Raw genomic sequence first — 14,299 nt, forward strand, 5'->3', positions numbered from 1 at the left:
ACGGCGCGGCACGACCCCGCCTATAGCGCGCGCCATGACGACCGACGACCCCGCCGCGCGGCTCGCCGGCGTCCTTGCTGAGATCGAGCGCGCCAGGAAACTGGCCGGGCGCCCCGACGCGGTCCAACTGATCGCGGTGTCCAAGACGCATGCCGCCGACGCGATCGAGCCGCTGATCGCCATCGGGCAGCGTGCTTTCGGCGAGAACCGCGTGCAGGAGGCGCAGGCCAAATGGCCCGCGCTCCGCGAGCAGCATCCCGACATCCGCCTCGCGCTGATCGGCCAGCTCCAGTCGAACAAGGCGGCCGACGCCGTGGCGCTGTTCGACCAGATCCACTCGCTCGACCGCCCGTCGCTGGTCGCCGCGATCGCCCGGGCGATGGAATCGGGCAAGCGCCCCGACTGCTTCGTCCAGGTCAATATCGGCGACGAGACGCAAAAGGGTGGCTGCGCGGTCGCCGACTTGCCCGCATTGCTTGCCGAGGCACGCGGCGCGAACCTGCCGGTCACCGGGCTGATGGCGATCCCCCCCGCAGACGTCGAACCCGCGCCCTATTTCGCGTTGCTCGCCAAGCTCGCGCGCGACCATGGCCTGGCTGGGCTCAGCATGGGCATGTCGAGCGATTATCCGACCGCGGTGACGTTGGGGGCGACTCACGTTCGCGTCGGTTCGGCGTTGTTCGGCGCGCGCGCATGAGGTTCAAGGCGATCCTCTTCGATTTCGACGGCGTGCTGATCGAAAGCGAATATATCGGCAACAAGCAGATCGCCGAATACCTCACCGCGATCGGCCACCCGACCACGCCCGAACAGTCGATGGCCAATTTCATGGGTTATTCGGGGATCGATTTTCTGAAGAAAGTCGAGGATTGGATCGGCCGCCCGCTGCCGCAGGATTTTCACACTGCGCGCGCCGCCGAGGATAATCGCGTGATGGCCGAAGGGATCGGCGAAGTCGCCGGAGCGGTCGATTTCGTCGAGTCGTTGCCCGATGATCTCTGCAAGGCAGTGGTCTCGTCGAGTTCGACGCGCTGGATCCGTCGTCACCTCGACTATATCGGTCTGACGAGGTCGTTCGGCGACCATCTCTACAGCGGCCGCGAGCATGTGACGCGCGGCAAACCCGCGCCCGACCTCTATCTCTATGCCGCCGACCAGCTCGGCGTCGCGATCGCGGACTGCGCGATCATAGAGGATTCGATTGTCGGCGCGACCGGCGCGGTCGCGTCGGGCGGGTTCGTCGTCGGGCTGTGCGCCGGCAGTCACTGCGCGCCCGGTCATGTCGATAGATTGTGCGATGTCGGCGTTCACGCCGTGGCGAGCGCCTTCGCCGATGTTTATAAATTGCTGGAAAAATGAAATTTAGTTTGGAATCTCTGCTCGTGCCCGTCGCGACGCCTCGGGCCGAGTGGATTGAGTAATCGATCTGATTCGGACGTCACCAGTGTGACCCTCGCAGACCTTATCAGAGTTGATGCCCGGTCCGGTCGCGCTTGGTCGCTAGGTATTTCGCATTGAACCGGTTGGGCGGCAGCGAAATCGGCACGCGTTCCGCCACGTCTATCCCGGTCGCCTGTAGCACGCGGACCTTTTCCGGATTGTTGGTCAGCAACCGGATGCGCGTCTGGCCGAGCAGGTCGAGCATCCGCGTCGCGATCCGGAAATCACGCGCATCGATCGCGAAGCCCAGCCGCGTATTGGCGTCGACCGTGTCGAACCCCTGATCCTGCAACGCATAGGCCCGTAATTTGTTGACCAGCCCGATCCCGCGCCCCTCCTGCCGCAGGTAAAGCAGGATGCCCCACCCGGTATCCTCCATCGCGTGGATCGCGGCGTGGAGCTGCGGCCCGCAATCGCATTTGAGGCTGCCGAGCACGTCGCCGGTCAAGCATTCGCTGTGGAGGCGTACCAGCGGCGGGTTGCCGTCGGGCTGGCCGACGATCAGCGCGACATGCTCGCCGGGCGAATCGGGGGACCGGAACGCGACGATCTCCGCGTGCTCCGATCCTTCGACCGGCAATTTGGCGCGGGCGGCGATGGCGAGGTGGATCGGGTCTTCGAAATCGTTGATGTCGGCGATGCTGATCGCGGACTCGCTTGCCGCGCCGACGAAAAAAGCGGGCAGCACGCCCGCCGTCCGCGCCAGGGCTAGCGCCGCCGTCATGACGTCACGATCACGGATGGGGATCGCGCAGAACGGCCCCTTCATCGGCGTCGCCATATCGAGCTGCGGATCGGCGAGCGCCACTGCGCAGTCGAAGTCGATCCAGAAGTTGTGTTCGACCAGCACCGGTGAATCGGGAATCGCGGCCTCGATCTGGTTGGCGAGCTTCAGCGTCGCCGCGCGCCCCGCCGACAGCAGGATCGGCGAGTCGCCCGCCGGATCGAACGCCGCCAGCCGTCCGGCATCGGCGGTCTCGATCGCGAGAAGCCCGACCGGATCTCCCTCGCCTTTGATAGCAATCGGCCAGCCGCGGCGCAGCGAGTCGATCGCCCTGGCAACGCCTCTGGCGCCGACGTCGCGTGCGCTCACAGGTCGAACTCGGTCATGATCGGGACGTGGTCAGAGGGCTTCAGCCAGTTGCGGCACTCTTCGAACACCATGTGCGCGGTGGCTTGCTTGGCGACCTCGGCGGTCGCCCACATATGGTCGAGCCGTCGCCCGCGATCGTTTACCGTCCAGTCGGGCGAACGATAGCTCCACCAGGTATGAAGGCGGGATGGGGCTGGGTAGAAGTGCCGGCCGAGATCGACCCAGTCGTTCGAATCCTTCAGCCGGTTGAGGGCGTCGACCTCGACGGGCGTATGGCTGACGACGTTGATCAGCTGCTTGTGGCTCCACACGTCCGACTCGAGCGGCGCGATGTTGAAGTCGCCGACCAGGATCGTGGGGCAATCCAGGCTCTGCGACCACGCCGTCATCCGCTCGACGAAATCGAGCTTCTGTCCGAACTTGGGGTTCACGTCGCGGTCGGGAATGTCGCCGCCCGCGGGGACATAGACATTCTCCAGCCGCACGCCGTTCGCAAGGCGGACGCCGACATGCCGCGCTTCGCGATTGGCCTGCCAGTCGAATCGATCGTCCTCGGCGAGCGGCACGCGGGAAAGGATCGCGACGCCGTGATGCATCTTCTGCCCGTGCAGGATGATCGTCTTGTAGCCGAGTCGGCGGAAGGCTTCCTGTGGGAAATCCTGATCGATCACCTTGGTTTCCTGGAGGCAGAGGATGTCGGGCGCGGCTTCGCGCAGGAACCGCTCGACGATCTCGAGGCGGAAACGGACCGAATTGATGTTCCATGAGACGATCTTCACGGGGGTGGACTTAGGGAGTCGAAAGCGGTTCGTCACCTGCCCGCCGCGGCAAAGCCGCGTCGTCGGTCGTCGGCGTTGCCGACGCCGGCCGGCATTCGGCGAGTCTGGCGCGAAGCGCGCCAGCCGCCTCATGCAGAAAGGCCCTCGCTCCGGGGGCATGGAGCGAGGGCCGACCTAGCGTTCGTCACGCAGGCGGGAAGTGGAGCAACTCGGGCAACAGGGGGAAAATCCCGAACCGCCCCACATCCGCGATGACTGTATTAGTCGGGCAATGCTGTCGCCCAGATGAACGAATCTGTCATTTTCGCGGGCCGGCCGGCGTCGGATCGTTGAAGCGGAACGTTCCGTCTGAAATCGGGACGTTGAACCGCTGCCCGGACAGCCGGATCGTCGTGCGGTTGTTCTGCGCGTCAAGCGCGACCCAGCCGCGCAACAACAGTCCTGCGGGGGCCGACGCGTTCTTCTCGAAGATCAAGTTGATCCGCCCATATTCCGGATGCTTGGGGTCGTTGACATCGACCGACAGGATCGACGGATCGGCGGTCGGCATCATTTTCGCGAACCGGCTGATGTCCTTCGTGGGATCGAGCAGGACGCCGAGCGGCGACCCGCCGATCGGCCAGCGTTGCTTCTGCTTTACCGAATAATCGAGGAACCACAAAGATTTGCCGTCCGCCACCACCAGGATGGGCACGCCCTTTTCATACTGGAAGCGGATCTTGCCGGGGCGTTTGAGCGACAGCGTACCGTTGACCGTCTTGCCGTTGCGGTCGGTCTGACTGAAGTTGGCCGTCATCGACTGGATGGCGGCGAGATGCGCCTGAACCTTGGCGAGGTCCGGCGAGGGGGCCGGGGCGGCCGCGATCAGCGCGGGCACGGCGAGCAGCGCGATAGCGCGAGAGGTCACGAATATTCTCCTGAATCCGCTATCGGAGATGGCGGCGCGGGCTTGAACCCGCTGTGAACGCGCCGCGCTACAACGGGTTGCCGTCGCGGTCGCGCAGAACTTCGCGGCGGCCGACGTGATCCGGGCGCCCGACGATGCCGTCCTTCTCCATCCGCTCAATCAGCCGCGCGGCGCTGTTATAGCCGATCCGCATCTGGCGCTGGAGCCAGGACGTCGACGCCTTCTGGCTCTCGACGACGAGCTGGATCGCATTGCGATACTGCTGGTCCTCGGCCGAATCCTCGCCGAGCGGCGCGCCGTCGAGCGCGAAGCCGTCGTCGCTCTCCTCGGTAACCGACTGGACGTAATCGGGCTGGCCCTGAGCACGCCAGTGATCGGCGACCGCGCGGACCTCGTCGTCGCTGACGAAGGGTCCGTGCACACGGCTGATCTGCTTGCCGTACGCCATATAGAGCATGTCGCCCTTGCCGAGCAGCTGTTCGGCGCCCTGTTCGCCCAGGATGGTGCGCGAATCGATCTTCGATGTGACGTTGAAGCTGATGCGGGTCGGCAGGTTCGCCTTGATCACGCCGGTGATGACGTCGACGGAGGGGCGCTGAGTCGCCATGATCAGGTGAATGCCCGCCGCGCGTGCTTTCTGTGCGAGCCGCTGGATCAGGAACTCGACTTCCTTGCCCGCGGTCATCATCAGATCGGCGAGCTCGTCGACGATGATCACCACCTGCGGCAGGGGTTCGTAGTCGAGCTGTTCCTCCTCGTAGACCGGCTTGCCGTCCTCATAGCCGATCTGGACCTTGCGCCCGAGCGGCTGGCCCTTTGCCTTGGCGGCGCGAACCTTGTCGTTGAAGCTCGCCAGGCTGCGCACCCCGACCGAGGACATCTGACGGTAGCGGTCCTCCATCTGTTCGACCGCCCATTTGAGCGCCCGCACCGCCTTGGCCGGATCGGTAACGACGGGCGCGAGCAAGTGGGGAATATCGTCGTACATGCTCAGTTCGAGCATCTTCGGATCGATCATGATCATCCGGCACTGCTTCGGGTTGAGCTTATAGAGCAGCGACAGGATCATGCAGTTGAGGCCGACCGACTTGCCCGACCCGGTGGTGCCGGCGACGAGCAGATGGGGCATCGGCGCGAGGTCCACGATAACGGGGTCGCCGGCGATGTTCTTGCCCAGGATCAGCGGCAGCGATGCGTTCTGATCCTCGAACGCGTCGTCATCGACCAGTTCGTGCAGGCTCACCATTTCGCGCTTGGCGTTGGGCAATTCGATGCCGATCACGGTGCGGCCGGGCACCGTCGCGACGCGCGCCGAGATCGCGGACATGTTGCGCGCGATGTCGTCGGCGAGCTGGATCACGCGGCTCGCCTTGATGCCCGCGGCGGGTTCCAACTCGTACATCGTCACGACGGGGCCGGGGCGCACCTCGGTGATCGCGCCCTTGACGTGGAAGTCGTCCAGCACGGTTTCGAGCAGGCGGGCGTTGCGTTCCAGCGCGGCTTTGTCGACCGGGCCGTTGGCGGAAGGCGGCGGTGGCTTGAGCAAGTCGAGCGTCGGCAGCCGGTAATTGTCGCGCAGGTCGAGGCTCGCCTGCTTGGGACCGCGGGCGGGTTTTGGCTGTGCGCTGGCGGTTGTGCGGTCGGCGATGACCGGGCCGGGGCGACTATCGGGGACGGCGACCGCGCGCGGCTGGCGGATCGTCGGTTCGGCGGAAGCGGCAGGTTCACGCACGTCGATCACGCGTTCGGGTTTCGCGCGGCGCTGGAACCGCGGCAGGTTGGGGAGGCCGATGCCCAGGCTGGTGAACCATACCACGACGCCGACGATGCCCAGCGCAAGGCCGGTCAGCCGTTCGGTCCACAGGATTCCGGTGGGATTGCCGATCAGCGTGATCACCCAATCGAGCACGCCCGCGACGGTCATGCCGACCACGCCGCCCAGACCGGCCGGCCAGCGAAGCGAGGCGACGGGTGTCCAGATGGCGAGCGCGGTTGCGACCAAGGCCGCGCCCAGGCTGGCGATCGTCAGCACCCGCCCCCAACGCCCGACCGGTTCGTCGCTCCACATCCGCCAGCCGCACACCGCGCCGACCGCGAGCAGCCCGGCGACCGGCAGGCCGAGGATCGAGAAGGCCAGATCGGCGATGAACGCGCCGGGCGCGCCGAGCAGGTTCTCGGCCGGACCGCCCGCCGCGGTGCTGAGCGAGGGATCGCCCGAATGATAGGTGAGCAAGGCGGCGGCGAGCGCCAGCGTCAGCCCAAGCACCGCCATCGCGGCGACCAAGGCCCATCCGCGCGCCGCGCCGGCCTTCACCGTCTCACGCCAAAGCGGCGGCTGCACGCGGCTCGCCATGATCGAATACCCCCGAAATGTCCGCTGTTCGTTCGCGTTGGATTCTCGCGCCTGCGGAGTCCGCCGTCAAGCTGGCGCGATTGTCGGCTCGTCGCGACGGGGCTAGGGGAGATTATATGAGTCAAGCGGACGTCCTTATTCTTGGCGGCGGGTTGGTCGGCAGCGCGTTGGCGGTGGCGCTCGATGTACACGGGCTGACCAGTATCGTGGTCGATCCTGCGGACCCGGCGGTGACGACCGCGGCGGGGTTCGACGGCCGCGCGTCGGCGATCGCCAGCGCACCGATGCGGATGCTCGAGGCGATCGGCGTGACGGACCGGCTGGCGGGGAAGGGGTGCCCGATCGAAGGCATCCGGGTCAGCGACGGGCTGAAGCCGGGCGCGCTCGATTTCGTGCCGCAGGATGGTGAGGATGCGCTCGGCACGATGTTCGAGAATCGCGACCTCCGCCTTGCGTTGCTCGGCGCGGCGGGTGCGGCGAAGGGGGTCGACCTGCGGATGAAGACCCGCGCATCGGAAGTCACGCGAGACGACTTCGGCGTCCACGCGACGCTGAGCGACGGCAGCGAGGTGCGCGCGCAATTGCTGGTCGGCGCCGAGGGGCGCAGTTCCCCGACGCGCGAGGCGGCGGGCCTCAACACTGCGCGCTGGAGCTACGATCACGTTGCGCTGGTGACGTCCATTGGCCACGAACGGCCGCACGAAAACGTCGCCTACGAGATCTTCTACCCCGAAGGCCCTTTCGCGATCCTGCCGCTGGTCGATGACGATCGCGGGCACCGTTCGGCGATTGTCTGGTCGGTGCGGGGCGCGCAGGCGCCGGGGATGCAGAAGCTCGGCGAACGCGGCTATCTCGCCGAGCTGTCGCGCAAGATGGGCGGGTTTCTGGGCGAGTTGACCTGGCTTGGCCCGCGCTTCGCCCATCCGCTTGGCTTTCACCACGCGGCCACCATCACCGCGCATCGCTTGGCGCTGGTCGGGGATGCGGCGCACGGCATCCATCCGATCGCGGGGCAGGGGGTCAACGTCGGTTTCCGCGACCTGGCGGCGCTGGTCGAGGTTCTGGTCGAGGGCAAGCGCATCGGACTCGATATGGGCGATCCGGCGCTGCTCGCGCGCTATCAGCGCTGGCGGAGCCTCGACACGTTCATGGTCAGCCTCGCGACCGACGGCCTTACACGCCTCTTCGGCATACCCGGTAACGCCGCCAACGCCGTGCGCCGCTTCGGCCTGTCGGCGGTGCAGCGCGCGCCCGCGCTCAAGGACCGGTTCATTGCCGAGGCGCGGGGCGAATCGGGCGTGCTGCCCAAATTGCTCGCCGGGCTGACTGTCTAGCTCAGAGCCGCCGGAGAAGCCGCTCGACCGACTCGTGCGTCCCGGCGTCGCATTCGCTTTCCAACGTGGCCTTGATCCTTTCGAGTTCGTCCTGGGTCAGGTGCTCGATTCCGACGAATTCGTTTCGCGGCCCCTCGATCGCGCGGATCAATTCGTCCAGCTTGGCCTGTATCGCCGACGCGTCGCGATTCTGGGCATTCTGGATCAGGAACACCATCAGGAACGTGACGATCGTGGTGCCGGTGTTGATGATCAATTGCCACGTGTCGGAATAACGAAAGATCGGGCCGGTGACGCCCCAGACGATGATGATGGTCAGCGCGATGATGAACGCCGGCGGCCGCCCGGCCCAGCCCGCCACCTTGCTCGCGACCGCCTCAAAAATGCGTTCCATCACGCGTCTCCCTTGAACCTGCGGCGGGGACTGCCACTTTCGGCGCTTCCCCGCTATGGCGAGATCCATGACCCAAATCAGCGTCGCCGCGCTTCAGCTCGGCTTTTCCGACAATGTCGAGGCGAACATCGCCAACGTGTCCCGCATGGTGCGCGACGCGCATGGCAAGGGTGCGCAGGTGATCCTGCCGCCGGAACTGTTCGAGGGCGAATATTTCTGCCGGGTCGAGGACGAGGGGCTGTTCGCCAATGCGAGGCCGACCGCCGAGCATCCGTCCGTGCTCGCGATGCAGGCGCTCGCCGCCGAACTGAAGGTATGGATTCCGACCAGCTTCTTCGAAGCCGACGGCCCGCATCACTATAACAGCCTCGCCATGGTGAACCCGGACGGCAAGGTCGCCGGCGTCTATCGTAAAAGTCACATTCCCGATGGCCCGGGCTACGAAGAAAAATTCTATTTCCGGCCCGGCAATACCGGGTTCAAGGTTTGGGACGGCCCCGACCGCACGACGCTGGGCGTCGGCGTGTGCTGGGACCAATGGTATCCCGAAACAGCGCGCGCGATGATGCTGATGGGGGCTCAAGTGCTGTTCTATCCCACCGCGATCGGCAGCGAGCCGCACGACGACAGCCTCGACACCGCGCGCCTTTGGCGGCGCGCGATGGTGGGGCATGCGGTGTCGAATGTCGTACCGGTCGTCGCCGCCAACCGCGTCGGAACCGAGCATGGCCAGACCTTCTACGGCACGAGCTTCATTTGCGACGAACGCGGCGACATCCTGGCGGAGCTGGGCCGCGAGGAAGAAGGCGTCATCACTGCGACGATCGACCTCGACCGCGTCAAGCGCCACCGCGCGGCGTTCGGTTTCTTCCGCGATCGGCGGCCGGAACTTTACGGACGGTTGGTGGAGGACCGCTAGCTTCGCAGTTTCAGCGCCCGTTCGAAGACGCTTTCGAACATCTGCGCAGTCAGCCGGCCGGTATTCGTGTTGTAACGCGAGCAGTGATAGCTATCGATCAGCATTCGGCCGTCGGACATGCGATGTTCACCAAGGTGGACGAAGCGCGCCTTGGGGAGCTTGCCGCCGAACACCTTCACCGCCGACTGGTGGGCGATCTGGCCGAGCGCGATGAAGATGCGGGCGCGCGGCAGCACGTCGACCTGGCCTTGCAGGAACGGACGACAGGTATGGATTTCGGCGGGCGTCGGCTTGTTCGCGGGCGGCAGGCACTTCACCGAATTGCAGATGATGACGCCGTCCAGCGTCAGTCCGTCGTCGGGCCGCGCATCATACGCGCCGCGCGTGAACCCGAATTTGGCGAGCGTCGCGAACAGCAGATCGCCGGCATAATCCCCGGTGAACGGCCGTCCGGTGCGGTTGGCGCCGTGCTTGCCGGGCGCGAGGCCGATGATGCACAGCCAGGCATCGGGGTCGCCGAACGCCGGCACCGGGGCGTTCCACCAGTCGGGGTGCTCGATGCGCAGATCCTCGCGAAACGCCACGAGCCGGGGGCAAAGCGGGCAATCGTGCGGTGGCTCGGCCGCGGGCAAGGGGCTGGGTGCAAAATCCACGTCGCTCGGGTAGGCGCGGTGACGTCATGACGTCCAGCCCCGCTTCCTCGTCTTATGTCATCGCCCTCGGGTCGAACCGGCGTGGCCGTCACGGCGGTCCGACCGATGAGGTACGCGCGGCGATCGCGGCGATCGGCGGCGTGGTTGCGGTATCGCCGCTGATCGCGGCGCCGCCGCTGGGCCCGTCGTCGCGCCGCTTCGCCAATGCCGTGGCGGTGATCGAAAGCGACGAGCCGCCGGTGGATCTGCTTGGGCGGTTGAAGCGCATCGAGGCCGATTTCGGCCGACGTCCCGGCCGCCGCTGGGGCGAACGCGTGATCGATCTCGACATCATCCTGTGGTCGGGCGGGGTATGGGCCGACGACCGGCTGACGATTCCGCATGCCGCCTTTCGCCAGCGCCGGTTCGTGCTCGATCCGCTGGCGCGAATCGCTCCTGAATGGCGCGACCCGCTGACCGGTTTCACGGTGCGCCAGATGCTCGCGCGGTTGACCCGGCGGCTGCCTGCGCCTACGCCGCGCGGCGCTGGTCGGGGTCCGTAGCTCAGTCGGTAGAGCAAGCGACTTTTAATCGAGAGGTCCCGGGTTCGAATCCCGGCGGACCCACCAGCGGCCTCATCCGGCGTCGTAGGGCTTGTCGTTAGAGACAATGTATCATACTCCCGCCCCCGTGACGCTATCGTCCGCCTTGCCGCTTAAGCCCTTCGTGTCTGCCGCTCGCCGGCTGACGCTGCTGTGTCTCGTCGTCGCTGTGCTGTTCCAGGGTTTCGTCACTCAGACGCATCGCCATATCGGCGCAGACCGCATTTGGGTCGCGTCCGCATCGACGCTCGCCAGCGCAGCCGCGGCCGATAACAAGAAGGATACGCCCACCACGCCGGCCTGCCCGCTGTGCGAGGAACGGGCGCTGTTCGGCGCCTATCTGCTTGGCGGGTCCGTCGCGATCGCCGCGCCGGTCGAGGCGACCTATCGATATGCGACGCCAATTCTGACGACGCTGTCGTTCGGCGCGTCGTCGCACGCGTGGCGAAGCCGCGCTCCTCCAATTCTCACGGCCTGACGGACAACAGGCGGCTGCGGCCGCCACGCGATCGACGGCGGCCCCGTCGATCCTTCCCGGGTTTGTGAAGATTGGACTATTCATGCGAACGACTTTGTTGATCGGCGCTGCCGCCGCGGCGCTCATCCCCACGCTGGCGCACGCCAGCAACGACCCCGTCACGGCGCCGACTTCGGCCCCCGCCCCCGCGGACACGCCCACCGACGGCCAGACCGATACCGGCAAGGACATCATCGTCACCGGCGTGATCGCGCGCGGCGAAAAGGACGTGCTGTCGGGCACCTCGGTGCTCAGCGACAAGGAACTCACGCGCGATCTCAAACCGACGATCGGCGAGACGCTGGCGAAGTTGCCGGGCGTGTCGGCCAGCTCGTTCGGCCCCAACGCGTCGAAGCCGATCCTCCGTGGCTTCCAAGGCGATCGCGTTCGCGTGCTGAGCGACGGGATCGGCGCGGTCGACGTGTCGAACACCTCGGCCGACCATGCGGTGGTAATCGATCCGTTGCTCGCCGACCGGGTCGAGGTGCTGCGCGGTCCCGCCGCCTTGCTCTACGGATCGAGCGCGGTCGGCGGAGTCGTCAACGTCATCGATTCACGCATCCCGCGCACGGTGCCCGACAAGGGCTATCGCCTGAACGGCATCGCGACCTACGGCTCGGCGTCGAACGAGCGGTCGGGAGGACTCGCTGGCGACGTCGCGTTGACGAAGAACGTCGTTTTCCACGTCGACGGGTCGTATCTCCAGACCGACGACCTCAAGATCGGCGGCTATGTCCTGTCGCCGATCGCGCGGGCGCAAGCCAATGCCGCCGCGCTGGCAGCGCCGAACGACCCGATCGATTTCGCCGCGACCGCGCGGCTGAAGGGCACCTTGCCCAACAGCGCGGCGAAAACTTGGACCGCCGGTGCCGGTCTGGCCCTGATCACCGACGGCGGCTCGCTCGGGGTCGCCTACAGCCACTATGACAGCCTCTACGGCATCCCGATCCGCTACGCGCTCAACCCCGGCGACGAACAGGAAGCGCCGCGGCTCGACCTTGTCCAGAACCGGCTCGATCTGCGGGCGGAGGTCAACGCGACGGGTTTCCTCAAGTCGATCCGCCTCCGCGCGGCGGCGGCGCAGTATCGCCATTTCGAGCTGGAGGAGGACAATTCGATCGGCACCGCTTTCTACAACAAGGGGATCGAGGCGCGGCTCGAACTGCTGCAATCGACGCGGGGCGGATGGAGCGGCGCGTCGGGCGTCCAATTCTTCAACCGCGATTTCAACGTGGTCGGCGACGAAGCCTTCCTGCCGCGCAACAATACCGAACAGGTCGGCTTGTTCACGCTCCAGCAGTTCGAATTCGGCCGGTTCAAGGCGGAAGCCGGGGCGCGCTACGAACAGACCAACCTGACCGCGCGCACGCTGACCGACGATCTGCGATTCTTCCGCGGATCGCGCAGCTTCAGCTCTGTGTCCGCCTCGGCGGGCGCGTCCTACGGGCTTTCCGATGACTGGCGGATCGGCCTCAACGTCTCGCGCACCGAACGCGCGCCGTCGGACGAGGAACTGTTCGCCAACGGCCCGCACGCCGGCACCCAGGCCTACGAACTCGGCAATCCGAATTTCAAGCTGGAGAAGAGCTGGGGATTCGAAGCGACGCTGCACGGCCACGGGCCGGGCTACAGCATCGACGCCTCGGCCTATTACAACACCTTCTCCAACTACATTTACGACGCACAGGCGCCGCAAGCGACGTGCGAGGCGGCCGCCGCGCCGTCGGGCCGCACGGTCGACCTGCCGTGCTTCGTCTATACCCAGGCCAACGCCCGCTATTACGGGTTCGAGGTCGACGCGTCGCTGAAACTGGCGACGATCGGGGCGTTCGCGATCAACGCCGACGGCGTCGCCGATTATGTCCACGCCAATATCGTCAATGTCGGTCCGGTGCCGCGCATTCCGCCGTTGCGGTTGCTGGGCGGGATCGAAGCGCAGAGCGACCGGTTGTCCGGCCGGATCGAGGTCGAACATGTGTTCGACCAGAACCGCATCGCGGCGTTTGAAACGCCGACATCGGGCTACACAATGGTCAACGCCAGCATCAACATAGCGCCCTGGTCGAGCAACAAGACCAGTTTGACGCTGTCGGCCAACAACATCTTCGACGTCGATGCCCGGCGCGCGTCGAGCGTGCTCAAGGATTTCGCGCCGCTCGCGGGCCGCGACATCCGGGTGACGCTGAAGGTGGCGCTGTAGTCGAACGCGCCCGTCACCGAGCCGTACACGGATGTGGCGGTTGGACTCGCCACTCCTCCTATGGCGTGCGCGTCGCGGGAGGGGGCGTTAGGTGGGCGAGGGCCAGGCCAATCCGATGCGCGCGCCGAAACGGGCCATCACGCTGAGCGAGGGGTCGGGCAGCGGAATCCGCTAGGCGCCGGGAAGCAATCCCCGATTCTCGCCGAACTTGAGGCCGGCATCTTCGTGCGGGCGGACGTAAATGCGGTAGATCGCCGGGAAGGTGGCCTGCAGATCGCGTTCGATCGCGTCGACGATCCGCTCGACATCGCCGGCGCTCAGGCGGTTGTCGAAATCGACATTGACCGCGGCGACGATCTGGTCGGGCGCGTTGTGGATCGTCATGATCTCGCCGATGCCTGTAACGCCCTGGCGCGATACCGCGCGGCGGATGCCGTCGATCAGTTGGGGGTCTGCCGCCTCGCCGATCAGCAGCCCCTTCGCCTCGCGCGCGAGGAAGATCGCCACCACACCGAGCAGTAGGCCGATGAGTACCGAAGCGATGCCGTCGAACCTCGGATTGCCGGTCGCCTGGCTGATCGCCAGACCGAGCGCCGCGATCAGGATACCCGCCATCGCCGCGCCGTTTTCGAGCAGCACGATGACCGTCGTTGCGTCCTTGGTCGATACGAGCGCCCGCCACCAAGACTTCCCACCACGCGCAGCGTTGAATTCCTTGAACGCCGCGAAGGTCGATCCGCCCTCGAGCAAAAAAGCGATCAGCAGCACGCCATAGGCGATCAGCGGCGAGACGGCAGGCTCGGGCTCGAGGAAATGGATGACGCCTTCATAGACCGACACGCCTGCGCCGAGTGCGAACACCAGCAGCGCGACGACGAAGCTCCAGAAATACAGCTCGCGACCGTATCCGGCGGGGTGCTCGGCATCGGCAGGTTTGGCGGCGCGTTTCTGGCCGTACATCAGCAGCAACTGGTTGGTCGAATCGACCAGGCTGTGGACGCCCTCGGTCAGCATCGCCGACGATCCGGTGATTGCCGCCGCGACGAACTTGGCGATGGCGATCCCGACGTTCGCCGCCAGCGCGACGATCAGCACGCGATTGTTTTCCGCCTTCATATTGTCGCCATAG

General features: G+C 66.1%; 14 protein-coding genes and 1 tRNA gene. 8 read left to right on the forward strand and 7 right to left on the reverse strand.

Going from position 1 to position 14,299, the window contains the following annotated elements; all coding sequences use genetic code 11:
* Window positions 1-34: 34 nt before the first annotated feature.
* Both J0J06_RS11905 and J0J06_RS11910 read left to right on the forward strand, forming a co-directional pair.
* Entirely contained in the window at window positions 35-697 is a 663-nt protein-coding gene (locus J0J06_RS11905; RefSeq protein ID WP_294042179.1) for a YggS family pyridoxal phosphate-dependent enzyme, read from the forward strand.
* Window positions 694-1,359 carry an HAD family phosphatase gene (locus J0J06_RS11910; protein WP_294042181.1) on the forward strand — a complete coding sequence of 222 codons (666 nt, stop codon included), beginning with the start codon at window positions 694-696 and terminating at the stop codon, window positions 1,357-1,359. The genes J0J06_RS11905 and J0J06_RS11910 overlap by 4 nt, the downstream gene beginning before the upstream one ends.
* Window positions 1,360-1,465: 106 nt before the next feature.
* On the opposite strand, the gene ribA is transcribed toward J0J06_RS11910, so the two are convergent.
* The 4 genes from ribA to J0J06_RS11930 form a co-directional block, all read right to left on the reverse strand.
* Complete coding sequence (ribA, locus tag J0J06_RS11915; RefSeq protein ID WP_294042183.1) at window positions 1,466-2,533, reverse strand: GTP cyclohydrolase II; 1,068 nt, start codon at window positions 2,531-2,533, stop codon at window positions 1,466-1,468.
* The gene (locus J0J06_RS11920) at window positions 2,530-3,312 is read right to left on the reverse strand and encodes an exodeoxyribonuclease III (protein WP_294042185.1); all 783 of its coding nucleotides are present in this window, start codon (window positions 3,310-3,312) and stop codon (window positions 2,530-2,532) included. The genes ribA and J0J06_RS11920 overlap by 4 nt, the downstream gene beginning before the upstream one ends.
* A 298-nt stretch (window positions 3,313-3,610) precedes the next feature.
* Window positions 3,611-4,219, reverse strand: coding sequence for an outer membrane lipoprotein carrier protein LolA (locus J0J06_RS11925; RefSeq protein WP_294042187.1), 609 nt, complete (start codon window positions 4,217-4,219; stop codon window positions 3,611-3,613).
* Window positions 4,220-4,286: 67 nt separating this feature from the next.
* Window positions 4,287-6,572, reverse strand: a complete 2,286-nt coding sequence (locus J0J06_RS11930; protein ID WP_294042189.1) for a DNA translocase FtsK — start codon at window positions 6,570-6,572, stop codon at window positions 4,287-4,289.
* A 116-nt stretch (window positions 6,573-6,688) separates the two neighbouring features.
* Here J0J06_RS11930 and J0J06_RS11935 point away from each other — a divergent pair, with 116 nt between their 5' ends.
* Window positions 6,689-7,906: a UbiH/UbiF/VisC/COQ6 family ubiquinone biosynthesis hydroxylase gene (locus J0J06_RS11935; RefSeq protein ID WP_294042191.1), complete on the forward strand. Its 1,218-nt coding sequence runs from the start codon at window positions 6,689-6,691 to the stop codon at window positions 7,904-7,906.
* A 1-nt stretch (window position 7,907) separates the two neighbouring features.
* On the opposite strand, the gene J0J06_RS11940 is transcribed toward J0J06_RS11935, so the two are convergent.
* Window positions 7,908-8,300 carry a low affinity iron permease family protein gene (locus J0J06_RS11940; protein WP_294042193.1) on the reverse strand — a complete coding sequence of 131 codons (393 nt, stop codon included), beginning with the start codon at window positions 8,298-8,300 and terminating at the stop codon, window positions 7,908-7,910.
* Window positions 8,301-8,367: 67 nt separating this feature from the next.
* On the opposite strand from J0J06_RS11940, the gene aguB reads away from it, so the two are divergent.
* Window positions 8,368-9,219, forward strand: coding sequence for an N-carbamoylputrescine amidase (gene aguB, locus J0J06_RS11945; RefSeq protein WP_294042195.1), 852 nt, complete (start codon window positions 8,368-8,370; stop codon window positions 9,217-9,219).
* Here the strand turns inward: aguB and J0J06_RS11950 are convergent.
* A complete protein-coding gene (locus J0J06_RS11950) occupies window positions 9,216-9,872 on the reverse strand; it encodes a uracil-DNA glycosylase (RefSeq protein ID WP_294042197.1) in 657 nt (218 codons plus the stop codon). The genes aguB and J0J06_RS11950 overlap by 4 nt on opposite strands.
* Window positions 9,873-9,898: 26 nt before the next feature.
* On the opposite strand from J0J06_RS11950, the gene folK reads away from it, so the two are divergent.
* The 4 genes from folK (at window position 9,899) to J0J06_RS11970 (ending at window position 13,170) form a co-directional block, all read left to right on the forward strand.
* A complete protein-coding gene (folK, locus tag J0J06_RS11955) occupies window positions 9,899-10,414 on the forward strand; it encodes a 2-amino-4-hydroxy-6-hydroxymethyldihydropteridine diphosphokinase (protein WP_294042199.1) in 516 nt (171 codons plus the stop codon).
* Window positions 10,405-10,480, forward strand: a tRNA-Lys gene (locus tag J0J06_RS11960). The genes folK and J0J06_RS11960 overlap by 10 nt, the downstream gene beginning before the upstream one ends.
* A 40-nt stretch (window positions 10,481-10,520) precedes the next feature.
* Complete coding sequence (locus J0J06_RS11965) at window positions 10,521-10,931, forward strand: hypothetical protein (protein ID WP_294042201.1); 411 nt, start codon at window positions 10,521-10,523, stop codon at window positions 10,929-10,931.
* Between the two features lie 82 nt (window positions 10,932-11,013).
* The gene (locus J0J06_RS11970) at window positions 11,014-13,170 is read left to right on the forward strand and encodes a TonB-dependent receptor (protein WP_294042203.1); all 2,157 of its coding nucleotides are present in this window, start codon (window positions 11,014-11,016) and stop codon (window positions 13,168-13,170) included.
* 171 nt (window positions 13,171-13,341) lie between these two features.
* On the opposite strand, the gene J0J06_RS11975 is transcribed toward J0J06_RS11970, so the two are convergent.
* Entirely contained in the window at window positions 13,342-14,286 is a 945-nt protein-coding gene (locus J0J06_RS11975; protein WP_294042205.1) for a cation diffusion facilitator family transporter, read from the reverse strand.
* Window positions 14,287-14,299 lie beyond the last annotated feature (13 nt).

The sequence above is a fragment of the Sphingomonas sp. genome, assembly GCF_017304615.1.
Taxonomy (GTDB): Bacteria; Pseudomonadota; Alphaproteobacteria; order Sphingomonadales; family Sphingomonadaceae; genus Sphingomonas.